Origin of the sequence: Nitrosospira sp. Nsp18, assembly GCF_900103145.1 — a bacterium.
In the GTDB taxonomy this organism is placed as follows: domain Bacteria; phylum Pseudomonadota; class Gammaproteobacteria; order Burkholderiales; family Nitrosomonadaceae; genus Nitrosospira.
This window is the reverse complement of record NZ_FMWY01000009.1, coordinates 1-23,358: the sequence shown is the minus strand read 5'-3', so window position 1 is coordinate 23,358 and position 23,358 is coordinate 1. Positions and strand designations below refer to the sequence as shown.

Here is a 23,358-nt window from a genome sequence, read left to right as displayed (position 1 = left end):
GCAACTATAAGCGCGATCAGATCACAGGCGCGCCGCCGTTATGCTGTCGGCAGCTATACCATGAAATGCATCGTCCTGCCAGAAAGCCTTTCGGTCATCCGCATGCCGGTTAGCCAAATAAGAGTAAGAGGGATGCCCAAAGACCATTTGGGAACAGACGTTTAAGGTTTTAAGAATTGTATTTTCACCAGAAATCAAAAAAGACTTTAGCTTGACATCACATGATAAACCCCCTAGAATTCGCAGTTTTTTAGCCGTCCCTGGATAAAAATATCTGGCGCGGAAGGATAGAAAATTTCATATTGCCAGCGGGACGGCTATATTGCCATCCCGATTTTGTAGAGAATAAAATGCCGACAATCAGTCAGTTAGTACGCAAGCCTCGTGCGGCGAGACGTGTGAAGAGCAAGGTTCCAGCGCTGGGAAATAGTCCCCAAAAACGGGGGGTATGCACCCGAGTCTATACCACTACGCCAAAAAAGCCGAACTCGGCTTTGCGCAAGGTGGCGAGGGTTCGTCTGACTAACGGTTTTGAGGTGTCCAGTTACATCGGCGGAGAGGGACACAATCTTCAGGAACACTCCGTAGTGCTGATTCGTGGCGGCCGCGTCAAGGATTTGCCGGGCGTTCGCTATCACACCGTAAGGGGTAGTCTGGATACTGCCGGAGTAAAAGATCGCAAACAGAGTCGTTCCAAATATGGCGCCAAGAGGCCGAAATAGGCTTAAGAGCGGTTGAGCGTCGAGCGCCGGATAATATTGAACTGAACACGTTGTTACTTAAGCTGAATAATTACCCCCAAGGTTAGAAAATGCCAAGACGGAGAGAAGTTCCAAAACGAGAAATTTTGCCGGATCCCAAGTACCACAGTACCGAGGTGGCGAAATTCGTCAATGTGCTGATGACCCGGGGAAAGAAGTCGGTAGCGGAACGCATTATTTACGGCGCAATGGATCAAATCCAGAAGAAAACGGGCAAGGACCCGGTAGAAGTGTTCACGCAAGCGCTATCCAATGTTCGTCCCATGGTGGAAGTAAAAAGCCGTCGGGTCGGCGGAGCCAATTATCAAGTCCCCGTAGAGGTGCGATCGATTCGGCGAAATGCGCTGGCGATGCGCTGGTTGCGCGATGCTGCCCGGAAACGAGCAGAAAAATCGATGGGCGCGCGACTTGCCGGCGAATTAGCGGAAGCAGCTGAAGGCCGGGGCGGTGCCGTCAAGAAGCGTGAGGAAGTACATCGTATGGCAGAGGCGAATAAGGCATTTGCACATTACCGGTTCTAGCGGCAGTTACGGCAACGATCACCGAAATTCAGGTCCCTGGCTGACCTGTTTCCGCAGCAAATTCATTTTATTACTTGGCTGAGCGCTTCGCTCCGACAAATAAAACCTTAAGGTTCAAGAATCGTGGCAAGAAAAACCCCTATCGAGCGTTATCGGAATATCGGCGTAATGGCGCATATCGACGCCGGCAAGACTACGACCACGGAACGCATACTGTTCTATACCGGTGTATCGCACAAAATTGGCGAAGTGCATGACGGCGCGGCAACGATGGATTGGATGGAGCAAGAGCAGGAGCGCGGCATTACCATCACTTCCGCGGCGACCACCTGCTTTTGGAAGGGAATGGAAAAAAACTATCCCGATCATCGCATCAATATTATCGATACCCCGGGTCACGTTGACTTCACCATCGAAGTGGAGCGGTCGCTACGTGTCCTCGACGGGGCTTGCACCGTATTCTGCGCCGTTGGCGGAGTGCAGCCTCAGACTGAAACAGTATGGCGCCAAGCGAATAAATACAAGGTCCCAAGGCTGGCATTCGTCAATAAAATGGATCGCGCCGGCGCCAATTTCATGCGCGTTCATGAACAAATTCAATCTCGTCTGAAAGCGCATCCGGTACCCGTACAACTACCTATCGGTGCGGAAGATAAGTTCGAAGGCGTTATCGATCTGATAAAGATGAAAGGCATTTATTGGGACGATGCGAGCCAGGGGCTTAAGTTTGAGGAGCGGGATATACCGGCCGATTTGCTGGAGAATGCCAAGCAATGGCGTGAAAAAATGGTGGAAACCGCCGCCGAGGCGAATGAAGAGTTGATGAACAAATATCTTGAAGAGGGCGATTTATCTCCCGCCGACATCAAGAAAGGGCTACGCATTCGTACGATCGGAAACGAGATCGTTCCCATGCTTTGTGGTTCGGCATTCAAGAACAAGGGTGTGCAGGCGATGCTCGACGCCGTTCTGGACTACTTGCCTTCGCCAGTAGATATCAGCGCGATCAATGGAGAAGATGAGAAGGGCGGGCATGATGAACGCCATGCAAACGACGAGGAGCCGTTTTCTGGATTGGCATTCAAAATTGCCACCGACCCTTATGTTGGCCAATTAATCTTTTTCCGCGTTTACTCTGGCGTGGTGTCTTCCGGTGATACCATCTATAACCCCCTTAAAGGGCGGAAGGAACGAATTGGAAGGTTGCTGCAAATGCATGCCAATCAGCGAGAGGAAATCAAGGAGGTGAGGGCTGGTGACATCGCCGCTGCGGTAGGCTTGAAAGAGGCTGTTACCGGTGACACCTTGTGCGATCCCACCGCTGTGATCACATTGGAGCGGATGATATTTCCGGAACCCGTGATTCACGTTGCCGTGGAGCCGAAGACTAAGCTTGACCAGGAAAAGATGGGAATGGCATTGAATCGTCTGGCACAGGAAGATCCGTCCTTTCGCGTTCGCACTGACGAAGAGTCGGGACAAACTATTATTTCCGGCATGGGCGAACTGCATCTTGAAATTATTGTAGAACGGATGAAGCGAGAATTTGGCGTGGAAGCCAACGTGGGCGCTCCTCAGGTCGCTTACCGTGAAGCCATCAAGAAGCCGGTAGAGGTCGAGGGTAAATTCATCAAGCAATCCGGCGGGCGGGGCCAATATGGTCACGTCTGGCTCAAGCTGGAGCCGAATGAGGCGGGTAAGGGATTTGAGTTCGTTGATGCAATCAAGGGTGGAACGGTACCGCGCGAATACATTCCGGCGGTAGAAAAAGGATTGCTGGAGACGCTTCCGAATGGTGTGCTGGCAGGCTTTCCAGTGGTGGATGCCAAAGTTACTTTATTTGATGGTTCTTATCACGACGTCGATTCGAATGAGAATGCGTTCAAAATGGCCGCTTCGATCGCGTTCAAGGATGGCATGCGCAAGGCGAGTCCAGTGTTGCTGGAACCCATGATGGCAGTGGAAGTGGAAACGCCAGCGGATTTCATGGGCAATGTGGTAGGCGACTTGTCATCCCGTCGCGGAATGATCCAGGGTATGGACGACTTGCCCGGCCTCAAGGTGATACGTGCGGAAGTCCCGCTGGCGGAGATGTTTGGCTACTCGACTTCGCTGCGATCCGCGACTCAGGGGCGGGCGACCTATACCATGGAGTTCAAGCAATATTCTGAAGCACCGAAAAATGTGGCTGAAGCAATTATTAATAAGAAATAACGGTAATCAAGTAAAGGAACGATCATGGCAAAGAGTAAATTTGAGCGGACGAAGCCGCACGTAAACGTTGGCACGATAGGGCATGTGGATCATGGCAAGACCACATTAACGGCGGCGATCACCATGGTATTGACGAAGAAGTTTGGTGGTGAGGCGAAGAGTTACGCGCAGATTGACTCGGCGCCGGAAGAGAAGGCGCGGGGCATCACCATCAACACATCGCACGTAGAGTACGAGACGGTGAAGCGTCACTATGCGCACGTTGACTGTCCGGGCCACGCCGACTACGTCAAGAACATGATTACCGGTGCTGCGCAGATGGATGGCGCGATACTGGTCGTATCGGCTGCGGACGGGCCGATGCCGCAGACCCGCGAACACATACTTCTGGCGCGTCAGGTAGGGGTTCCCTACATAGTTGTCTACATGAACAAAGCGGACATGGTAGACGACGACGAACTGCTGGAACTGGTGGAAATGGAAGTACGGGAACTGTTGTCCAAATACAACTTTCCGGGAGACGACACCCCCATCATCATCGGTTCTGCCCTCAAAGCACTTGAAGGCGATCAGAGCGACATAGGCGAGCCCTCCATATTCAAGCTGGCGGATGCGCTCGACAGCTACATTCCTGAGCCTGTTCGCGCGATAGACGGCCCCTTCCTGATGCCGGTGGAAGACGTTTTCTCCATCTCCGGTCGCGGCACCGTAGTCACTGGACGTGTAGAGCGCGGCATCGTCAAGGTAGGCGAGGAAATCGAGATAGTGGGACTCAAGCCCACCATCAAGACAGTATGTACTGGCGTGGAAATGTTCAGGAAACTGCTGGACCAGGGGCAGGCCGGCGACAACGTTGGCGTATTGCTGCGAGGCACCAAGCGAGAAGACGTCGAGCGTGGCCAGGTATTGGCCAAGCCTGGCACCATCAACCCTCACACCAAATTCACCGCCGAGATATACGTACTGAGCAAAGAAGAAGGTGGGCGTCACACCCCATTTTTCCAGGGCTATCGGCCCCAGTTCTACTTTCGCACCACCGACGTAACGGGTGCGATTGAATTGCCTGCGGGCACCGAGATGGTCATGCCTGGCGACAACGTCTCCGTGACGGTCAACCTGATTGCGCCGATTGCGATGGAAGAAGGTCTGCGTTTTGCCATTCGCGAGGGCGGCAGAACCGTTGGCGCAGGCGTGGTGGCAAAGATTATCGAGTAATAACAGGATCAAGGATAGGATTTAAGATTTGGTTCCACAGCACCGAATCGTCAATTCGAAATCCAAATCCTCAACCTGAGGTTCGTTTATGCAAAGTCAAAAAATTCGTATTCGTCTGAAAGCGTTTGATTACCGATTGATAGATAAATCGGCGATGGAAATCGTTGAAACCGCCAAACGGACGGGGGCGGTAGTTAAAGGACCTGTACCTCTGCCGACGCGCATTGAGCGCTTCGACGTATTGCGGTCCCCTCACGTCAATAAAACCTCACGCGATCAGTTCGAGATTCGGACTCATCTGCGCCTGATGGACATCATGGATCCCACTGATAAAACAGTGGATGCCTTGATGAAACTGGATCTCCCTGCAGGGGTTGATGTAGAAATAAAGTTATGAGTTGCTGAATTTAATCTTTAGGTAATCGTTTTTTTGACGAATAATCTGAATCCCTGATTTAAACAAATGTACTTGCCGGTCAATTGTAATCGGCACCTTTTCTGAAAAGGTAATTAAAATGAGTTTAGGGCTCGTCGGCCGCAAGGTTGGCATGACTCGTATTTTCACCGACGATGGCGATAGCCAGCCGGTCACAGTACTTGACGTGTCCAACAATCGTGTCACCCAAATCAAAACACCGGCCACTGACGGCTATTCCGCAGTGCAGGTCACTTTCGGCAAACGCCGCGCCATTCGCGTCAATAAACCTTCAGCGGGGCATTTTGCCAAAGCTGCTGTGGAAGCCGGTCATGTCCTTAAGGAATTCCGTGTGGGGCAGGAGGTAACTGATAGTCTCAAGCCCGGTGTAGTCGTAGGTTCGGAGATTTTCCGCGTTGGGCAAAAAGTGGATGTGACCGGTATTACCATCGGAAAGGGTTATGCTGGCGTAATCAAGCGTCACGGTTTTTCCTCAAACCGTGCCAGCCATGGAAATTCCAGATCTCACAACGTTCCAGGTTCCATCGGAATGGCGCAGGACCCTGGTCGTGTTTTTCCCGGGAAGCGCATGTCCGGACATCTAGGTAGCGTAAAACGCACCACCCAGAACCTTGAGGTGCTGCGGGTTGATGCCGAGCGTGGCCTGTTGCTCATCAAGGGTGCGATACCTGGATCGAAAGGCGGGGACGTGGTGGTGCATCCGAGCGCAAAGATCAGCAAGATTGTTGCAAAGCCTGCTGTAAAGATTGATGCAAAAGCGGCGGCAAAAAGTGGTACGAAGTCCGGTAAGAAGGCGGGTGCATAATGGAACTTAAACTCATTGGCGATAACGGTCAGTCGGATGCTAGTGTTTCGGCTCCTGATTCCCTTTTCGGTCGGGAGTACAATGAAGCCTTGGTGCATCAAGTGGTGACCGCTTACCTTGCAAACGCTCGTAGCGCCAACCGCGCCCAAAAGGGACGTTCGGATGTTGCCAAGTCCACTCGCAAGCCCTGGCGGCAAAAAGGTACAGGGCGTGCACGCGCCGGCATGGCGTCGAGCCCATTGTGGCGTGGTGGTGGAAAAATTTTCCCCAACAGTCCTGAAGAGAATTTTAGCCACAAGGTCAATCGTAAAATGTATCGCGCAGGTATGGGGGCTATCTTATCCCAGCTTGTCCGTGAAAATCGATTGTCAGTGGTGGAAAATTTTGCCCTGGATACGCCAAAGACCAAAGCTCTGGCTGGAAAACTGAAAGATATGAAATTGGATGAGGTCATGATCGTTACCGATAGTGTGGATGAAAATCTCTATTTGTCATCACGAAATCTGCCTCTCGTAAAGGTAGTGGAAGCGGGTCACGTCGACCCGGTCAGCCTTCTGCGCTTTGCCAACGTGCTGATAACTCGCGGCGCATTGGCCAAGATGGAGGAAATGCTTGCATGAGCACGCAAACATTCAATCCGGAACGTCTGATGCAGGTCATTTTGTCACCGCAAGTGTCGGAGAAGGCTACCTATATCGCTGAAAAGCATAACCAGGTCATTTTTCGCGTGACGCAGGATGCTACGAAGCCCGAGATCAAAGCAGCGGTTGAGCTACTGTGGAAGGGCCAGAATATTGAGGTAGAGAGCGTGCAGGTCGCTAACGTCAAAGGCAAGGAAAAGCGCTTTGGTCGTTTCATGGGGCGCCGCCGCAACTGGAAGAAAGCTTATGTCAACATAAAGGCTGGTCAGGAAATAAATTTTTCTGAAATTGCTCAAGGAGAAGTCAAATAATGGCACTGGTTAAAGTCAAACCAACCTCTCCCGGCCGCCGCGCAGTTGTCAAGGTAGTTAATCCAGGTTTGCATAAAGGTGAACCTTATGCCAGGCTCCTGGAGAAGCAGAATCATACAGCGGGACGCAACAATAAAGGTCGCATTACTACCCGCCACATGGGCGGTGGCCACAAGCAACATTATCGCATTGTGGATTTCCGCCGTAACAAGGATGGTATCGTTGCCAAGGTAGAACGGCTGGAATACGATCCGAATCGCAGCGCAAATCTGGCATTACTTTGCTATGTCGATGGGGAGCGGCGCTATATCGTCGCACCGAGCGGCATTGCCGCCGGCATGCAATTGATGAGCGGCGTGGATGCGCCGATCAAGAATGGTAACGCGCTGCCGCTGCGCAATATTCCGGTGGGTAGCACAATTCACTGCGTGGAAATGATGCCGGGGAAAGGTGCGCAACTGGCCCGCTCTGCAGGTACGTCGGTGCAGCTTCTGGCACGCGAGGGGGATTATGCCCAGCTTCGCCTGCGTTCCGGAGAAATCCGAAGGGTGCACGTAAACTGCCGTGCCACGATAGGCGAGGTCGGAAACGAGGAGCATAATTTGCGATCGATCGGTAAAGCGGGTGCACAGCGCTGGCGCGGCATTCGGCCTACAGTGCGCGGTGTGGTGATGAATCCTGTAGATCATCCCCATGGTGGAGGTGAAGGTAAAACCGCTGCAGGGCGTCATCCAGTCAGCCCATGGGGGACACCTGCCAAAGGTTTCCGTACTCGTGCCAATAAGCGTACCGATGGTATGATTGTGCGGCGCCGTTATTCAAATAAAGGGTAATGAATCATGGGACGTTCTGTAAAAAAAGGTCCATTTGTTGACTTGCATCTGATAGCCAAAGTGGAGGCTGCGCGCGCTACCAATGACAAGCGCCCGATCAAAACCTGGTCGCGTCGGTCAACTGTTCTACCGGATTTTATTGGTTTAACCATTGCGGTACATAATGGTAAACAGCATATCCCGGTATACGTTACCGAGAACATGGTAGGACACAAGCTTGGAGAATTCTCTCACACTCGTACTTTCAAGGGGCATTCAGGCGACAGGAAAGTTGCGGCTGGATCGAAGAGATAGGGATAATCAATTATGCAAACAACTGCCGTATTGCGTGGGGTCAGGTTATCCGAACAGAAGGGTCGGTTGGTGGCGGATCAGATTCGGGGATTACCTGTGGATCGGGCGCTTAATCTGCTTGCCTTCAGTCCGAAAAAAGGCGCTGTCATTATTCGTAAGCTGCTCGAATCGGCCATCGCCAATGCTGAGCATAATGATGGAGCGGATATAGACGAATTAAAGGTATCGACGATATATGTGGATCGTGGACCGTCAATGATGCGTACCAGCGCCCGCGCCAAGGGGCGTGGCAATCGCATCGTCAAGCCAACTTGTCATATTCTTCTTACTGTTGGCGACAAAGCCGGCAACAAAAAATAAGGACGTACCAGGACATTATGGGACAAAAAATAAATCCGACGGGTTTCCGCCTTTCTGTACTTAAAAACTGGTCGTCGAAGTGGTATGCCAATACAAAAAATTTTCCAGGGATGCTGAACGAAGATATAAAGGTTCGGGAATATCTTAAAAAGAAATTGGCGCACGCATCCGTTGGTCGCGTAATCATCGAACGGCCGTCCAAGAATGCGCGCATTACCATTTACAGTTCACGTCCCGGTGTCGTAATCGGCAAGAAAGGCGAAGATATAGAAGTTCTGCGCGGTGTGCTGCAAAAGCTTATGGGTGTTCCGGTGCACGTAAACATCGAGGAAATCCGCAAGCCGGAAATTGATGCGCAATTGATTGCAGACAATATTGCGCAGCAGTTAGAGAAACGTATCATGTTTCGTCGTGCCATGAAACGCGCGATGCAGAACGCAATGCGCTTAGGTGCCCAAGGCATCAAAATCATGAGTGCCGGGCGATTGAACGGCATTGAAATTGCTCGCACCGAATGGTACCGTGAAGGCCGTGTGCCGCTTCACACCTTGCGTGCTGATCTGGACTATGGTGTTTCGGAAGCCAAGACCACATACGGTGTGATCGGAATCAAAGTTTGGGTATTCAAGGGCGAAGTGATAGGACGCAACGAGCAATCGGGGGCAATTGGGCCAGCAACGCAAGCACCGACTCCTGCGGGAGAACCGGAAGCCAGACGTCCAGCACGGAAGCCGGCTGGCAGGGGGGAACCCAGGACCGACGCAAGAACGAGCGAGAGGAAAATTGCCAGAAAACCTGAGAACACGGTTGAAGCGCCCTCCTCCAAGTCTGCAACTATAACGCCAGGAGCAAAAGATGCAGCAGCCAGCTAGAACGAAGTACCGCAAACAGCAAAAAGGACGTAATACCGGGGTTGCAACCCGCGGTGCGAAAGTCAGTTTTGGGGAATATGGTCTCAAGGCAGTTGGCCGTGGTCGATTAACCGCGCGACAGATCGAGGCCGCGCGGCGCGCAATGAGCCGTCACATAAAACGCGGCGGGCGTATCTGGATCCGAATATTTCCGGATAAACCGATTTCCCATAAGCCAGCCGAGGTTCGGATGGGCAATGGGAAGGGGAATCCAGAGTACTTTGTGGCGGAAATTCAGCCCGGTAAAATGCTGTACGAAATGGACGGCGTTGATGAAGCGCTGGCGCGACAAGCCTTTCGTCTAGCTGCGTCCAAGCTTCCGATTCTGACTACATTCGTTGTAAGACAGGTAGGCGGTTAATTATGAAAAAGAAAACTAAAGACCTTAGATCCCGGAATCCGGTAGAGTTGCAGCAGGAGTTGTTAGAGCTCCTACGGGCGCAGTTTGGCCTGCGGATGCAGCACACAACACAGCAGTTGAGTAATACCAACCAATTACGTAACGTGCGCCGGGATATCGCGCGCGCAAAAACCATACTTAGCCAGAAGGCAAAGCAGTCATGAGTGAAGCTAATTTAAGCCGCACCCTCAGCGGAAAAGTGTTGAGTGATAAGATGGATAAGACCATTACTGTTTTGGTCGAACGTAAAGTTAAGCATCCCCTCTATGGGAAGATAATGGTTCGTTCAAAAAAATACCACGTTCATGACGAGAGTAACGAGTTTCATCCAGGTGATATGGTAGTAATCGAAGAATGCCGGCCTCTCTCTAAAACAAAAGCCTGGCGCGTGGTTAAGTTGATGGAGAAGGGCAACCAAGTCAGTTGATTTACTGACGAGCCCGATAGGTCAATATTTCTTTTTCCTTGTTTTTCTCACAGGATTAACTTATAATTCGGCCTCTTCGTTTTTCAGATCTTTAATTTTGGCAGTCATCAATTGGTGACTTCATAACCCGGACGGGTTCCAATACTATCCACACCTCGGTCTCGGGGCAGGAAAAGTTGGAAAGAGTGAGTAAAAAATGATCCAAATGCAATCGATTCTGCAAGTCGCGGACAATACTGGTGCTCGTTCGATCATGTGCATCAAGGTGCTGGGCGGATCCAGGCGGCGTTACGCTGGTATTGGCGACATTATAAAAGTCAGCATCAAGGATGTTGCGCCGCGGGGACGTGTCAAAAAAGGCGAGGTGTACAATGCGGTGGTGGTTCGCACTTCAAAAGGAGTGCGTCGCGCTGACGGTTCGTTAATCAAATTTGACAGTAACGCTGCCGTGTTGTTGAACGCCAAGCTGGAGCCAATTGGTACGCGTATTTTTGGACCGGTAACGCGGGAATTGCGTAATGCACGTTTCATGAAAATTGTTTCGCTTGCGCCAGAAGTTTTGTAGGCGCGGTAAGGACTGAATATGCGAAAGATAAAGAAAGGTGATGATGTCGTTGTCATTACCGGCAAAGACAAGGGCAAGCGTGGCACGGTGTTGCGCGCGGTGAATGCCGACTTGGTGGTGGTCGAGGGCGTCAATAAGGTCAAGAAACATCAGCGGCCCAATCCAAATAAGGGAGCCACGGGTGGAATCGTCGAGATGGAGAATCCAATTCAGGTCTCGAATATAGCGATTTATAATCCCTTCACTCGTAAAGCCGACCGTGTGGGTTTCAGAATTCAGGAAGGCAAAGGTAAAGTCCGTTATTTCAAGTCGAGCGGCGAACTGCTTGATGCCTGAATAGGTTAAGGAAAGAATATGGCTCGTCTACAAGAGTATTACCGCGACACCGTAGTCCAACAATTAATGCAGCAATTTGGCTACAAGTCTGTGATGGAAGTCCCCCGCATCGAGAAAATCACGCTTAATATGGGTGTGGGAGAGGCGGTCGCAGATAAGAAGGTCATGGATAGCGCCGTAAGCGATATGCAAAAAATTGCAGGGCAGAAGCCGGTGGTGACAAAGGCGAAAAAATCCATCGCGACGTTTAAGGTTCGTGATGGATATCCGCTGGGCTGCATGGTTACATTGCGCCGTATTCGCATGTATGAATTTTTGGACCGACTGGTTAGCGTGGCTATACCGCGTATTCGTGATTTTCGTGGTGTTTCCGGCAGGGCATTTGATGGGCGGGGAAATTACAACATGGGTGTAAAAGAGCAAATCATTTTCCCTGAAATTGAATATGACAAAATCGACGCGCTAAGGGGCATGAATATAACTATCACCACCACCGCAAAGACGGATGCGGAGGCGAAAGCGTTGTTGGCGGCATTTAAATTTCCATTTAAAAATTGAGAGTAGCATGGCCAAAATAGCTGTGATTAACCGCGACTTGAAACGACGCGAAACCGTAAAGAAATATGCGCCTCGGCGCGCTGAATTGTCGGCCATAATTAACGATGCCAATTCGAGCGATGAAGATCGACATTCTGCCAGGATCAAGCTTCAGATGTTGCCGCGCAACTCAAGTCCGGTGCGTCTGCGTAATCGTTGCTCCCTGACTGGTCGTCCACGTGGCGTTTACAGCAAGTTCGGTCTGGGCCGCAGCAAACTCCGCGATATTGCGATGAGCGGGGAGATTCCCGGCATAATCAAGGCCAGTTGGTAAGATTGAGCGACATAATATTTTGGGCGCGTCTAAATACTAATGAACCAAACGCGACTTTCGTTCATACAAAAGGCGGGCCCAACATGATCAATTTAATAATTTCAGAGATTAGTATATTTTCCGGTTACGGAATCTGGATTTCTAGAGGTATCCCTAGATGAGCATGAGTGACCCTATCGCCGATATGCTGACGCGGATTCGTAACGCGCAGCTTTCCGAAAAAACATCCGTTGTAATGCCCGCGTCCAAGCTCAAAGCTGCGATTGCGCAAGTATTGAAGGATGAAGGTTACGTCGAGGATTTCGCGGTTCACCAAGCGGACGGAAAGCCGCTGTTGGATATCAGTTTAAAATATTACGCGGGACGTCCTGTAATTGAAAAAATTGAACGTGTTAGCCGTCCCGGCCTGAGGATTTACAAAGCCAGCGACAAGCTTCCTAATGTGATGAACGGGTTAGGCGTAGCGATCGTCTCCACTTCAAAAGGTGTAATGACGGAGCGAAAGGCGCGCGCCAATGGCGTTGGCGGTGAAGTACTATGCATTGTGGCTTAAGGATATAAAAAATGTCTCGAGTGGGTAAAAATCCTGTGCTGATTCCCGCAGGTGTTGAGGTAACGCTTTCAGCCTCTGAAGTGTCGATAAAGGGACCACTGGGCGCGTTGCAGCGCAGTCTGGTTTCAGACATCTCTGTCGAGCGTGAGGGCGATAGTTTGCTTGTTAAAGCTGCGAATGATTCGAAACACGCAAATGCGATGTCTGGTACGATGCGCGCATTGCTTGCCAATATGGTCAAGGGAGTTACCAGCGGTTTTCAAAAGAAACTGACACTGGTTGGAGTAGGCTATCGTGCCCAGGCGGCGAATGATGTTCTAAACTTGACTCTGGGATTTTCACACCCCGTCGCTCACAAGATGCCTGAGGGCGTTAAAGTGGAAACGCCCACTCAAACCGAGGTCATTATCAAGGGAATGGATAAGCAACAGGTCGGCCAGGTCGCGGCTGACGTACGTGCTTACCGCAAGCCGGAACCTTATAAGGGGAAGGGTGTGCGTTATTCCGATGAAGTCATCGTTATGAAAGAAACCAAGAAAAAATAATTGGGGTAGATATGCCGAATCCAACAAAATCCCGTTTGCGCCGTGCTCGTCGGACGCGCGCCAAGATCGCCGAGCTGAAGATGGTGCGGTTGTCGGTGCATCGCAGCAATTGTCATATTTATGCACAGTTGATAGATGGCTCTGGCGGGAAGGTCTTGACCAGTGCATCTACTTTGGAGCCAGAGCTTCGCAAGGATTTGCCCAATGGCGGCACCGTTGATGCGGCGGCGGCAGTTGGGAAACGCGTTGCAGAAAAAGCCAGAGGTTTAGGTATCGAGACGGTTTCATTCGACCGCTCGGGGTTCAAATATCATGGGCGCGTAAAGGCATTAGCCGAAGCTGCTCGTGAACATGGCCTCAAATTCTAACTGAGGGAAGATAATGGCTAAAATGCAAGGACGCATGCAAGGAAAGGTGCCTCAGGGTGATGATCGAGGTGATGGCCTTAAGGAAAAGATGGTGGCGATTAATCGGGTCACCAAAGTAGTCAAAGGAGGTCGTATCCTCGGATTTGCCGCGCTGACGGTAGTTGGGAACGGGGATGGCGCTGTCGGCATGGGTAAAGGTAAATCCCGGGAAGTGCCGGTTGCCGTACAAAAGGCAATGGATGAAGCCCGCCGCAAGATGATCAAGGTAAGCTTGAAGAATGGCACGCTACATCACCCAGTCATCGGCAGACATGGCGCTGCTACAGTCTATATGCAGCCTGCGTCCGAAGGAACCGGTATTATTGCCGGTGGGCCGATGCGGGCAATATTCGAAGTGATGGGTGTTCATAATATTCTCGCCAAATGTATCGGTTCAACCAACCCTTATAATGTAGTGCGTGCGACTTTGCATGGATTGCAAGCGATGAATACGCCCGCGGAAATCGCAGCCAAGAGGGGCAAGAGTGTGGAAGAAATCATGGGCTTGGCGAAATGACTACGGATAAAAAAAAGATTAAAGTGACTTTAGTCAAAAGCCTGATCGGTACGAAACGATCGCATCGTGCGACTGCACGTGGGTTGGGACTGCGCGGAATAAATAGTAGCGCTGAGTTGGAGAATACTCCGGCTGTGCGAGGTATGATTAATAATATTTATTACCTTGTAAAGAGTGAGGCGTAGATGCAGCTGAATTCGATTAAGCCAGCCGGTGGCGCCAAGCATGCAAGGCGGCGTTTGGGGCGCGGCATCGGTTCCGGCCTCGGCAAAACTGCCGGACGAGGTCACAAGGGACAAAAATCCCGCTCTGGCGGTTTTCATAAAGTAGGTTTTGAAGGCGGCCAGATGCCCCTTCAACGTCGTTTGCCCAAGCGTGGTTTTGTATCACTTACCCGGAGCGCTACCGCTGAAGTGCGACTGTCGGCCTTGGAAAAATTGCCAGGAAATGAAATCGATATCCTCATCCTGAAACAGGCAGGGGTTATTCCCGGATCTGCTTTGAGTGCGAAGGTGATACTTTCCGGAAAGGTCGAGCGTGCACTTAAGTTGCAGGGAATTGCAGTAACGAAAGGCGCGAAGGCTGCCATCGAAGCCGTTGGGGGCAGCGTTGAATAAACTCGAGAGGATACAGATTGGCCGCTAGCGAATCCCTGCGGGGACTCTCCGGAAAACTTGGCGACTTGAAACGTCGGTTGTGGTTTTTGTTGCTCGCATTAGTCGTCTATCGAATCGGTGCGCATGTTCCGGTACCAGGTATCGACCCAGTGGTGCTAAAAGACCTGTTCGAGTCGCAGCAAGGGGGCATCCTTGGGATGTTCAACATGTTTTCGGGTGGCGCGCTTTCCCGTTTCTCGATCTTTGCACTCGGGATCATGCCGTATATTTCGGCTTCTATTATTATGCAATTGGGTACAGTTGCGTTTCCTTATCTGGAAGCGCTGAAGAAAGAGGGGGAATCAGGCCGCAGGAAAATTACCCAATACACTCGATACGGTACGTTGGGATTGGCGCTGCTGCAGGGTTATGGCATATCGATTGCGTTGCAATCCCAGCCCGGATTGGTGATCGAGCCTGGACCGATGTTCCTGTTGACAACGGTGATAACCTTGGTTACCGGAACGATATTTCTAATGTGGCTAGGCGAACAGATTACTGAACGCGGCATCGGGAATGGTATATCGCTCATAATTTTTGCCGGCATAGCAGCGGGGCTTCCCAGCGCAATTGGCGGTACGCTGGAACTGGTCAGAACTGGTGCAATGCATTTTCTGGTTGCATTGGGGATCTTTGTGGCGGCAACGGCAGTGACAGCCTTCGTGGTTTTTGTCGAGCGCGGCCAGCGCAAGATACTTGTGAATTATGCGAAGCGCCAGGTGGGACGAAAAGTTTATGGCGGCCAAAGCTCTCATTTGCCGTTGAAGCTGAATATGTCCGGTGTGATTCCTCCGATCTTTGCTTCCAGCATTATATTGTTTCCAGCTACGCTGGCAGGCTGGTTTGCGACGGGCGAATCCATGAGTTGGTTGAAGGATATGAGCGGCGCGCTATCGCCGGGCCAACCGATTTACGTGATCATGTATGCTGCAATGATCATATTTTTCTGTTTCTTTTATACCGCGCTTGTATTCAATCCCAGAGAAACTGCCGAGAATCTGAAAAAAAGCGGGGCTTTCATCCCTGGGATTCGTCCGGGCGAGCAGACAGCCCGGTATATCGAACGCATTATGCTAAGACTTACCCTGGCCGGAGCGATTTATGTAACACTCGTGTGTTTGCTGCCGGAATTCCTGATCTTGAAATGGAACGTACCATTTTACTTTGGAGGGACGTCTCTCCTCATTATCGTGGTGGTTACCATGGACTTCATGGCGCAGGTTCAGGCGTACATAATGTCCCATCAGTATGAGAGCTTGCTGAAGAAAACCAACTTCAAAGGCGGCGGTGGATTACCGGCAAGATAGTTACATCTAAGGATAGGATGGCCAAAGAAGAAACGATACAAATGCAGGGCGAGATACTCGAAACGTTGCCAAACGCAACCTTCCGTGTCAAGCTGGAAAATGGGCACGTCGTGCTGGGCCATATTTCAGGAAAAATGCGAATGCATTACATTCGGATTTTACCTGGTGATAAGGTTACGGTGGATTTGACGCCATACGATTTAAGCAGAGCGCGAATTACATTTCGCGCGAAATAGTGGGGAAGGAGTATTTATGAAAGTATTAGCCTCTGTAAAAAAAATCTGCCGTAATTGCAAGATTATTAAACGCAATCGGATAGTTCGGGTAATTTGTTCAGATCCAAGGCATAAGCAACGCCAAGGTTAATCGAATAAGCATCACTTTCGATGTTATAATTCAAAATTTTTGTGGGAAACCTGTATGGCCCGTATCGCTGGAGTAAATATCCCGAATCATCAGCATGCCGAAATTGCGTTAACTTCAATCTACGGCATAGGTCGCGCCAGAGCGCGGGAGATTTGTGCTGCGGTTGGCATCGGTGCTTCCACTAAGATCAAAGATGTAACCGATGCTCAAATGGAAAAGCTGAGAGACAACGTCGCAAAATTTGCGGTCGAGGGCGATCTGCGGCGTGAGGTTTCTATGAATATCAAACGTTTGATGGATTTGGGCTGTTATCGTGGATTGCGTCACCGTCGTGGTTTGCCGGTACGGGGCCAGCGTACTCGTACAAATGCAAGGACGCGTAAGGGGCCACGCAAGGCAGTTCGAGCTTCCAACGCAAAGGCAGCAACGAGATAATTTTCAGCCAACTGAACGGTAGCATACAGGAATAATTCGATATGGTAAAAGCAGCCACACGGGTTCGCAAGAAGGTCAAAAAAAATGTAGCGGAGGGGATTGCCCACGTTCATGCATCATTTAATAACACTATCGTGACTATCACGGACCGCCAGGGCAACGCTTTATCATGGGCGACTTCCGGCGGTGCCGGATTCAAGGGGTCGCGTAAAAGTACTCCATTCGCTGCTCAGGTAGCAGCCGAGCAGGCAAGTAAGGTTGCTCAGGAATGCGGAGTAAAGAATTTGGAAGTGCGTATCAAAGGTCCTGGTCCGGGACGTGAATCCGCCGTGCGGGCTTTGAACGCAGCCGGTTTTAAAATCACCAGTATTTCGGATGTGACGCCGGTTCCGCATAACGGTTGCCGCCCACCGAAAAAACGCCGTATTTAAGGAGTAGTCTGTGGCTAGAAATCTTGATCCTAAATGTCGCCAATGTCGACGGGAAGGGGAGAAGTTATTCTTGAAAGGTGAGAAGTGTTTCACCGACAAATGTGCAATCGAGCGCAGGAACTATGCGCCCGGTCAACACGGTCAGAAAAGTACGCGGTTGTCTGACTATGGGGTCCAATTGCGCGAAAAACAGAAGTTGCGCAGGATATATGGCATATTGGAGCGCCAGTTCCATAACAATTATGAGCTAGCGGAACGACAGCGCGGTATTACTGGCGAGAATTTGCTGCAGTTGCTGGAATGTCGCCTGGATACGGTTTCTTACCGGATGGGATTTGGTGCTTCGCGGTCAGAGGCGCGCCAGATCGTGCGCCATAACGGCATCCTGGTAAATGGACGCCGGACCAATATTCCTTCCTACCAGGTTAAGCCCGGTGATGTGATAGAGGTTGCGGAAAAGGCTAAAGGTCATCTGCGCATCAAGGCTGCTGTGGAAGCAGCGGAGCAGCGTAATTTTCCAGAGTGGATAGAGATGGATGTCAAGGCTATGAAAGGAACGTTTAAAGTTAAACCGGAGCGTTCTGACTTGCCTTCAAGCATCAATGAGTCTCTAGTAATTGAGTTGTATTCTAAGTAATTACCGCCAAGGTTTCCGCAAAAGGATCAGGCTATGCCAAGTAACACTTTTCTTACGCCCCGCATTATTGACGTGCAGAATATTTCCCCGCTGCATGCCAAGATTATCATGGAACCGTTTGAACGTGGGTACGGTCACACGTTAGGAAATGCATTACGTCGAATTTTGCTATCGTCCATGCCGGGATTTGCACCAACCGAAGTCCAGATTAGCGGTGTAGTGCATGAGTATTCTGCACTGGACGGTGTACAAGAGGATGTGGTCGATATTCTGCTCAATCTTAAGGGTATCGTTCTAAAGCTACACAGCCGAACCGAGGCTATACTGATCCTTAAAAAGAAAGGTGAAGGTACGGTGACTGCCGGCGACATCGAAGCAGGACATGATGTGGAAATCATTAATCCAGATCATGTGGTGGCACATCTTACTGCCGGCGGAAAGCTGGATATGCAAATTAAGGTGGAGCTTGGGCGCGGTTATGTACCTGGAACTGTGCGGCAATTGACAAGTGAAGGTCGTGCTCTCGGTAGCATTTTGCTGGACGCTTCTTTCAGTCCTGTGCGGCGCGTAAGTTATGCGGTCGAGAGTGCTCGGGTTGAGCAGCGTACCGACCTCGATAAGCTCGTTATGGATATTGAAACCAACGGCGTCGTCGATCCGGAAGAAGCGATCCGTTATGCGGCGAAGGTGCTGGTTGAGCAACTCTCCATATTTGCCGACCTTAAGGGCACACCGTTACCGGTGGAGCAGCCAAAATTACCTCAGATTGATCCGGTATTGCTTCGGCCAGTGGATGATTTGGAGCTTACCGTGCGCTCGGCCAATTGCCTGAAAGCGGAGAATATCTATTATATTGGCGACCTAATTCAGCGCACGGAAACCGAATTGCTGAAAACCCCTAACTTGGGAAGAAAATCTCTCAATGAAATAAAGGAGGTCTTGGCTTCGCGTGGATTGACGCTGGGCATGAAGCTGGAAAGTTGGCCGCCTTCCAATCTTGATAAGGGAAAAAAGGAAACAAGTCATGCGGCACCATAATGGGCTACGAAAGCTAAATCGTACGAGCAGCCACCGACTGGCGATGCTACGTAACATGACCAATTCATTGTTGCGGCATGAGGTTATTAAAACCACGCTGCCTAAGGCCAAGGAGTTGCGCCGTGTAATCGAGCCAATGATAACGCTAGGTAAAAAACCATCGCTGGCGAATCGACGTCTGGCATTCAATCGCTTGCGCGATCGTGACATGGTCGGTAAGTTATTCGGTGAACTGGGTCCGCGATATCAAACACGTAACGGCGGTTATTTGCGTATTCTTAAATTCGGTTTTCGCAAGGGTGACAACGCACCGATGGCTTTAGTGGAATTGTTGGATCGACCAGAGCAATTAACTACGACCGTAGCTGAGAAAGCCGATACGTAAGTGCCGGCGATAAGGTAAAAAAAAGAAGCCGGGTTATCCCGGCTTCTTTATGCCTGACCGGTATTAATAAACCATCATCCGGTTTGGCATCGCGGAATAAAAACTGCTTTAGCTCTGCCCAGCATAAATCATTGTCTGGTTCAGAGAATTCTTGTATGCTTCTAACATACACTGATCTGAGCTATTGATAGCATGGACATTCGATCGGTTATGTATCTTTTATTTCAGTTGGGGCTATTCCGATGGATTTAACGACCTGGACCGTGGCCGAACTTGTTTCGATACGTGAGAAACTTCTTGCGTGGCGTCTCCAACGTGAAGCCCCGACGTGGGGAAATAAGTTCTTGAACTGGAATGGTATAGCGGGCGCGTTTGCATTGTTGACCGGGCTTATGGACATGTTTTTCGGCGGTCCGACTGCGACAAACCTTCTCTTGGTCTTGCTTGGTACTCTTGCCTGTTTTACTTGGTACAAGGGCGACAAACAGCGCAAAAAAAATATAAGTTTTCTCGGAAAAATTGACCAGGAACTTACCCGTCGCGGCCATCAATTTTAACGCGCTACGCCATCCCCGGCGTTTTCACCTGGATGCAGCCAATTTCCAGGAAATAAAAAACTCCATTGATATCGAGTTGGCAATGTCTTTAAAGAAAGAGATAGACGCCCATATTCCTGATCTTGATGAAGACGATGCAGCGCTTTTTACATCCCTGTGCCAGTTTGTATGGATTCAAGGGGAGCCGCTGCTTTTAATTTATAATCCGGAGCATGCGGTTTATGCAAAGCATGGCATCAGCTTACGGGTATTAAAACATTTGGAGTCAATCGGTTTGATATCCTTTGAGGCCGCTGGATATGTGAAGAGAAGGTTTGGTAAGCATACCCGTCTGTTTTATTTCGGCCAGGCTACGAAAATCCAATTTCCGGAGGAAGCGAACAATCAGCTTGATCTTGGACACGTTCTCCTGACAGAAAAAGGGAAAGCGCTAGCGACCGTTTTCAGCAATAACCGAAATCAGGAGTTTTATGAATATGTGATCGATAAATGGTTTCAGCAGGGTATGGTTATATCGTCTATCCTGGCGAACCGGTGAATATCGATTAATAGCCCGCTCTTAATAGCCCGCTCTTCAACTGTTTATTTTAACGATATGGTATTGTATTGTTAATGCCAAGCATTCGAACTTAGATCAGATACGTATCGATTCCTGTCAGCAATAAATCATATTGAGCCTCTACCACCTCCTTGATCATCAGCGCCGGCATGCCACCGACCACGTTACCTTCGAGTGCCAGCCAACCGACGGCATCCGATGGTCCAAGACTGATGACGTAACCTAAGTCGCGATGAAAGTATGGCTCCAGCAACTTTAATGAGCCTGAGTGACGTAAAATATTTCTTGCCGCCAGCATTCCTTTGCGAACGCTGGATTGCGCTGTCATGGCATTGGAACCGGCAGAGTTATATATGGAACAATCGCCGGCGGTAAAAATATTCTCCAACTGTTTCTGCTCGATCACAACTTGTCCGAACGCATTGGCGAAGAGCGGCGTATCAAGTTTTTTGCCGAGAAACAGGAGCGAGATAGTGGAAGGTAGCTCGAATTCGTGACCCGTTTCGACTTCTTGCAGCAAAATCTTATTCGCGACCTGGTCCCGGTAACGAGTATTAGGATAAAAATCTATATCCAGTTCAGACATGCGTGCCTGGGTATATTCCGAAAAGCCTACTCCAAATTGGTTAAGTACACGATCTCCCCCATGAATCAACCGCAATTTCCATCCGAATTTCTGGCGCTGGAGAAAATGGGCGATTTCGAAAAGAAATTGAATACCTGTGGCGCCTCCGCCTATTACTGAAATGATTTTCTCGCCGGGCTCATGTATATAGCGCTGCTGGTTCAGTAAGTCCGAGCCGGTGGTGATCATGAAATCATTCAGGTCGAAAATATCCTCTGATTTACTCAGCTGCGCGAGAGGCGAACCTGAGGCCACCAGAAGATAATCAAATTCCAGTATTTCGTCGTTGACCACGATAAATCTATCTTTCTGGCTTTGCTGGAGAACACAATCGTTCAGGATCAGCTGGGCGCAAACGTGTCGGCAGCCAAAGCGATTTTCCAGATCTGAAAACGATACGAGAAAGTCGTCCAGCGGATACCGGAACGTTTCATGTATATGCGTAATCTTAAGGTGATGAAGCCTGGGATCTATGATCGTGATGCGGACCTCGGGCATATGGCGCAGAAGGGTTACCAGCGCAGCGATTCCCGCATAACCGCCACCCACAATTACAATCTTGAGTTGCTTATGCCTGGGTATGTAAAATGGCAGAAACGGCACTACTCCTCCTTCGCAATGCAGATCAATTCAGGTATTTCACTATTCATCGGTATCCCTTCTCAGATCCCTGCAGGGTTATATTCATTTCATATAACATCTTTAATAAGTTACGAGGTGCCATCCAGTTACTCAGCCTATCGCAATCAGGGCAGCAGCGTAGCACGAATGTCTTGATGAGGGCGTTGCATCTTGACCGAATTCGATTTCTGCTGGAAGTTTCGCTATTTTTGAGGAATTTTCTCCGGTTTCCAATATTCTGTCGCCCACTTCCAAAATGAACCGACATCGCTTCCGATCAATTCTGCCGGTGGTGCTTGACCCAGGAAACGTATCGCCATCATTAATTGTGGCATCGGATCGGAAACATCAAGAGGCGCAGCGCCGGTCTGTTTGCTGAGTTTCTCACCTCGAGCGTTAACTACTACCGGAAGATGCAGATAGGAAGGAGTCGGATAACCCAGCAATTGTTGCAGGTATATTTGGCGAGAAGTAGAATTCAGCAAATCTCTCCCACGCACCACATGAGTGACTCCTTGCTCGGCATCGTCAACGACCGCTGCCAATTGATAAGCAAAAACCCCATCGGCACGGCGCAGCACGAAATCCCCAATATCACTGTGCAATCGATGTAGAATCAGCCCTTGCAGCGAATCCCTGAACTGGATCAGCCTGTTATCAGTTCGTATTCGCCGTGCCCCGGGGCATTGGTCATGAAGGAAGCGTCCACGGCAGGTACCAGGATAAATGGGTCCATCTATTCCTGTGATCGTGGAATCTGCAATTTCCTTACGGCTGCAGACGCAGGGATAAACCAAATGCTGCCTTTCAAGTACAGCGAGCGCTGCCTGATACGTTTTGTAGCGCTGTTTTTGATAGATAACCTCACTATCCGATTCCATTCCCAGCGCTTGCAGGGTATTTAGAATTTGCCCCGATACGCCGGCAATTTCGCGTGTCGGATCCAGGTTTTCGATCCTGACCATCCACTCGCCCTGACGCGATTTCGCCTCAAGATAGCTGCCGACGGCAGCGACAAGGGAGCCGAAATGCAGCGGTCCGGTCGGAGATGGAGCAAAGCGTCCACGATAGGGTGGAAAGATAGGTAGACTATTAGCCAACGGTCAACGTAATCGATCCGGGTATGAAGGATCAGCAATATCAAAATAAATCGACAAAAAAAGTGGTAACAGATGATGATACGCTTTCGAAATTATCTTAGCTTATTCTGTCGCTAACCGGGTAGCTTCCATTACAATTCTTCCACGAATAACGAAACCATATCCCCGTTTACTGGCGTTCTTCCAGGCGACAAAATATCTATCGGACTGCATCACTGAAAGATTACGAAAAAACCAACACAAATTGGCATAGAAATTGCTATGGAAGATGCCCTGTTGCAGCCCCGACAAACTGCTTGACTTAGGGCATCTTCGGGGATAGTCTTTATGAGGTTATGGGTATGTAACGTATTGGTAACACCGTATTCAGAATACACAGGTACAGAGAAACACCTGGAAACACCTCTGACAGCACCGAGCAACACCTGCAGTATAAGCAGCACCAGAAGCATTGAGCAACACCCGCAGCATCGAGTAAACCAGACACACCGAGCAACACCAGATTGATAGCAACGAAGACAGCAACAAATTATCGAAGCTCATACCGGCGGGGAGTGGTTAAGGAGTCGAAGTTGGGTTCAAGCCGGTAGAGCGCGCAGCACATGATCAACGCACAAGGCAACAGGAGGAAACAACATGGCAACAACACTAGGAACGTCGGGTCACGCCAAGGCAAGTGGACGCGACTACGACATGTCGGAGTGGTATGACTCGAGGT

The 23,358-nt window shown here is 50.1% G+C and carries 37 protein-coding genes; 35 read left to right on the top strand and 2 right to left on the bottom strand.

The window, feature by feature from the left end:
* Nucleotides 1-350 precede the first annotated feature (350 nt).
* From rpsL to BLS94_RS05680, 35 genes are all read left to right on the top strand, one after another.
* Nucleotides 351-722 carry a 30S ribosomal protein S12 gene (gene rpsL / locus BLS94_RS05850; protein WP_025042218.1) on the top strand — a complete coding sequence of 124 codons (372 nt, stop codon included), beginning with the start codon at nt 351-353 and terminating at the stop codon, nt 720-722.
* Nucleotides 723-811: 89 nt separating this feature from the next.
* Nucleotides 812-1,282 carry a 30S ribosomal protein S7 gene (gene rpsG / locus BLS94_RS05845; protein WP_025042219.1) on the top strand — a complete coding sequence of 157 codons (471 nt, stop codon included), beginning with the start codon at nt 812-814 and terminating at the stop codon, nt 1,280-1,282.
* A gap of 123 nt (nt 1,283-1,405) precedes the next feature.
* Nucleotides 1,406-3,496 carry an elongation factor G gene (gene fusA / locus BLS94_RS05840; RefSeq protein WP_090958443.1) on the top strand — a complete coding sequence of 697 codons (2,091 nt, stop codon included), beginning with the start codon at nt 1,406-1,408 and terminating at the stop codon, nt 3,494-3,496.
* A gap of 24 nt (nt 3,497-3,520) precedes the next feature.
* Nucleotides 3,521-4,711, top strand: coding sequence for an elongation factor Tu (gene tuf, locus BLS94_RS05835; RefSeq protein ID WP_072767128.1), 1,191 nt, complete (start codon nt 3,521-3,523; stop codon nt 4,709-4,711).
* 88 nt (nt 4,712-4,799) lie between these two features.
* Nucleotides 4,800-5,108, top strand: coding sequence for a 30S ribosomal protein S10 (gene rpsJ, locus BLS94_RS05830; RefSeq protein WP_004180980.1), 309 nt, complete (start codon nt 4,800-4,802; stop codon nt 5,106-5,108).
* 118 nt (nt 5,109-5,226) lie between these two features.
* Nucleotides 5,227-5,952, top strand: a complete 726-nt coding sequence (rplC, locus tag BLS94_RS05825; protein WP_090958440.1) for a 50S ribosomal protein L3 — start codon at nt 5,227-5,229, stop codon at nt 5,950-5,952.
* Nucleotides 5,952-6,572, top strand: a complete 621-nt coding sequence (gene rplD, locus BLS94_RS05820; protein ID WP_072767126.1) for a 50S ribosomal protein L4 — start codon at nt 5,952-5,954, stop codon at nt 6,570-6,572. Before rplC ends, rplD begins: the two co-directional genes overlap by 1 nt.
* The gene (gene rplW / locus BLS94_RS05815; RefSeq protein ID WP_072767125.1) at nt 6,569-6,904 is read left to right on the top strand and encodes a 50S ribosomal protein L23; all 336 of its coding nucleotides are present in this window, start codon (nt 6,569-6,571) and stop codon (nt 6,902-6,904) included. The genes rplD and rplW overlap by 4 nt, the downstream gene beginning before the upstream one ends.
* Nucleotides 6,904-7,737 carry a 50S ribosomal protein L2 gene (gene rplB, locus BLS94_RS05810; protein ID WP_072767124.1) on the top strand — a complete coding sequence of 278 codons (834 nt, stop codon included), beginning with the start codon at nt 6,904-6,906 and terminating at the stop codon, nt 7,735-7,737. Before rplW ends, rplB begins: the two co-directional genes overlap by 1 nt.
* A 6-nt stretch (nt 7,738-7,743) precedes the next feature.
* Complete coding sequence (gene rpsS, locus BLS94_RS05805) at nt 7,744-8,031, top strand: 30S ribosomal protein S19 (protein ID WP_090958437.1); 288 nt, start codon at nt 7,744-7,746, stop codon at nt 8,029-8,031.
* Nucleotides 8,032-8,043: 12 nt separating this feature from the next.
* A complete protein-coding gene (gene rplV / locus BLS94_RS05800) occupies nt 8,044-8,391 on the top strand; it encodes a 50S ribosomal protein L22 (protein ID WP_025042203.1) in 348 nt (115 codons plus the stop codon).
* Between the two features lie 17 nt (nt 8,392-8,408).
* Nucleotides 8,409-9,263, top strand: a complete 855-nt coding sequence (rpsC, locus tag BLS94_RS05795) for a 30S ribosomal protein S3 (RefSeq protein ID WP_090958434.1) — start codon at nt 8,409-8,411, stop codon at nt 9,261-9,263.
* Nucleotides 9,247-9,663: a 50S ribosomal protein L16 gene (gene rplP / locus BLS94_RS05790; protein WP_025042201.1), complete on the top strand. Its 417-nt coding sequence runs from the start codon at nt 9,247-9,249 to the stop codon at nt 9,661-9,663. Before rpsC ends, rplP begins: the two co-directional genes overlap by 17 nt.
* 2 nt (nt 9,664-9,665) lie before the next feature.
* Nucleotides 9,666-9,866: a 50S ribosomal protein L29 gene (gene rpmC / locus BLS94_RS05785; protein ID WP_072767122.1), complete on the top strand. Its 201-nt coding sequence runs from the start codon at nt 9,666-9,668 to the stop codon at nt 9,864-9,866.
* The gene (rpsQ, locus tag BLS94_RS05780) at nt 9,863-10,129 is read left to right on the top strand and encodes a 30S ribosomal protein S17 (RefSeq protein ID WP_072767121.1); all 267 of its coding nucleotides are present in this window, start codon (nt 9,863-9,865) and stop codon (nt 10,127-10,129) included. The genes rpmC and rpsQ overlap by 4 nt, the downstream gene beginning before the upstream one ends.
* 196 nt (nt 10,130-10,325) lie before the next feature.
* Nucleotides 10,326-10,694, top strand: a complete 369-nt coding sequence (rplN, locus tag BLS94_RS05775; protein WP_025042198.1) for a 50S ribosomal protein L14 — start codon at nt 10,326-10,328, stop codon at nt 10,692-10,694.
* Between the two features lie 18 nt (nt 10,695-10,712).
* Nucleotides 10,713-11,030, top strand: coding sequence for a 50S ribosomal protein L24 (gene rplX, locus BLS94_RS05770; RefSeq protein ID WP_072767120.1), 318 nt, complete (start codon nt 10,713-10,715; stop codon nt 11,028-11,030).
* A gap of 18 nt (nt 11,031-11,048) precedes the next feature.
* Nucleotides 11,049-11,588 (top strand): 50S ribosomal protein L5, encoded by a 540-nt coding sequence (gene rplE, locus BLS94_RS05765; RefSeq protein WP_090958431.1) that lies wholly within the window; start codon nt 11,049-11,051, stop codon nt 11,586-11,588.
* Nucleotides 11,589-11,595: 7 nt separating this feature from the next.
* Entirely contained in the window at nt 11,596-11,901 is a 306-nt protein-coding gene (gene rpsN, locus BLS94_RS05760) for a 30S ribosomal protein S14 (protein WP_072767118.1), read from the top strand.
* Nucleotides 11,902-12,058: 157 nt separating this feature from the next.
* Complete coding sequence (gene rpsH / locus BLS94_RS05755; RefSeq protein ID WP_072767117.1) at nt 12,059-12,454, top strand: 30S ribosomal protein S8; 396 nt, start codon at nt 12,059-12,061, stop codon at nt 12,452-12,454.
* Nucleotides 12,455-12,465: 11 nt separating this feature from the next.
* Nucleotides 12,466-12,999, top strand: a complete 534-nt coding sequence (gene rplF / locus BLS94_RS05750; RefSeq protein WP_090958429.1) for a 50S ribosomal protein L6 — start codon at nt 12,466-12,468, stop codon at nt 12,997-12,999.
* Nucleotides 13,000-13,010: 11 nt separating this feature from the next.
* On the top strand, nt 13,011-13,367 hold the full coding sequence (gene rplR / locus BLS94_RS05745) for a 50S ribosomal protein L18 (protein WP_090958426.1): 357 nt from the start codon (nt 13,011-13,013) through the stop codon (nt 13,365-13,367).
* Between the two features lie 13 nt (nt 13,368-13,380).
* Complete coding sequence (rpsE, locus tag BLS94_RS05740) at nt 13,381-13,923, top strand: 30S ribosomal protein S5 (RefSeq protein ID WP_072767114.1); 543 nt, start codon at nt 13,381-13,383, stop codon at nt 13,921-13,923.
* On the top strand, nt 13,920-14,108 hold the full coding sequence (gene rpmD / locus BLS94_RS05735; RefSeq protein WP_072767113.1) for a 50S ribosomal protein L30: 189 nt from the start codon (nt 13,920-13,922) through the stop codon (nt 14,106-14,108). Before rpsE ends, rpmD begins: the two co-directional genes overlap by 4 nt.
* A complete protein-coding gene (gene rplO / locus BLS94_RS05730) occupies nt 14,109-14,540 on the top strand; it encodes a 50S ribosomal protein L15 (RefSeq protein WP_072767112.1) in 432 nt (143 codons plus the stop codon).
* 17 nt (nt 14,541-14,557) lie between these two features.
* Nucleotides 14,558-15,886: a preprotein translocase subunit SecY gene (secY, locus tag BLS94_RS05725; protein ID WP_072767111.1), complete on the top strand. Its 1,329-nt coding sequence runs from the start codon at nt 14,558-14,560 to the stop codon at nt 15,884-15,886.
* A 17-nt stretch (nt 15,887-15,903) separates the two neighbouring features.
* The gene (gene infA, locus BLS94_RS05720; protein WP_004181006.1) at nt 15,904-16,122 is read left to right on the top strand and encodes a translation initiation factor IF-1; all 219 of its coding nucleotides are present in this window, start codon (nt 15,904-15,906) and stop codon (nt 16,120-16,122) included.
* 16 nt (nt 16,123-16,138) lie between these two features.
* Nucleotides 16,139-16,252 (top strand): 50S ribosomal protein L36, encoded by a 114-nt coding sequence (gene rpmJ / locus BLS94_RS05715; protein ID WP_072767110.1) that lies wholly within the window; start codon nt 16,139-16,141, stop codon nt 16,250-16,252.
* A gap of 54 nt (nt 16,253-16,306) precedes the next feature.
* Entirely contained in the window at nt 16,307-16,687 is a 381-nt protein-coding gene (gene rpsM / locus BLS94_RS05710) for a 30S ribosomal protein S13 (RefSeq protein WP_072767109.1), read from the top strand.
* A 41-nt stretch (nt 16,688-16,728) separates the two neighbouring features.
* Entirely contained in the window at nt 16,729-17,118 is a 390-nt protein-coding gene (gene rpsK / locus BLS94_RS05705) for a 30S ribosomal protein S11 (RefSeq protein ID WP_004181016.1), read from the top strand.
* 10 nt (nt 17,119-17,128) lie between these two features.
* Nucleotides 17,129-17,755 carry a 30S ribosomal protein S4 gene (gene rpsD / locus BLS94_RS05700; RefSeq protein ID WP_072767108.1) on the top strand — a complete coding sequence of 209 codons (627 nt, stop codon included), beginning with the start codon at nt 17,129-17,131 and terminating at the stop codon, nt 17,753-17,755.
* A gap of 33 nt (nt 17,756-17,788) precedes the next feature.
* Nucleotides 17,789-18,793 (top strand): DNA-directed RNA polymerase subunit alpha, encoded by a 1,005-nt coding sequence (gene rpoA, locus BLS94_RS05695; protein ID WP_072767107.1) that lies wholly within the window; start codon nt 17,789-17,791, stop codon nt 18,791-18,793.
* A complete protein-coding gene (gene rplQ / locus BLS94_RS05690) occupies nt 18,780-19,178 on the top strand; it encodes a 50S ribosomal protein L17 (protein ID WP_072767106.1) in 399 nt (132 codons plus the stop codon). Before rpoA ends, rplQ begins: the two co-directional genes overlap by 14 nt.
* Before the next feature lie 242 nt (nt 19,179-19,420).
* Entirely contained in the window at nt 19,421-19,735 is a 315-nt protein-coding gene (locus BLS94_RS05685; RefSeq protein WP_090958424.1) for a hypothetical protein, read from the top strand.
* A gap of 82 nt (nt 19,736-19,817) precedes the next feature.
* Nucleotides 19,818-20,273: a DUF2806 domain-containing protein gene (locus BLS94_RS05680; RefSeq protein ID WP_072767300.1), complete on the top strand. Its 456-nt coding sequence runs from the start codon at nt 19,818-19,820 to the stop codon at nt 20,271-20,273.
* A gap of 91 nt (nt 20,274-20,364) precedes the next feature.
* Here the strand turns inward: BLS94_RS05680 and BLS94_RS05675 are convergent, their stop codons facing one another.
* A complete protein-coding gene (locus tag BLS94_RS05675; RefSeq protein ID WP_090958422.1) occupies nt 20,365-21,522 on the bottom strand; it encodes an NAD(P)/FAD-dependent oxidoreductase in 1,158 nt (385 codons plus the stop codon).
* A gap of 221 nt (nt 21,523-21,743) precedes the next feature.
* Nucleotides 21,744-22,640, bottom strand: a complete 897-nt coding sequence (gluQRS, locus tag BLS94_RS05670; RefSeq protein ID WP_090958420.1) for a tRNA glutamyl-Q(34) synthetase GluQRS — start codon at nt 22,638-22,640, stop codon at nt 21,744-21,746.
* Nucleotides 22,641-23,358: the final 718 nt, after the last annotated feature.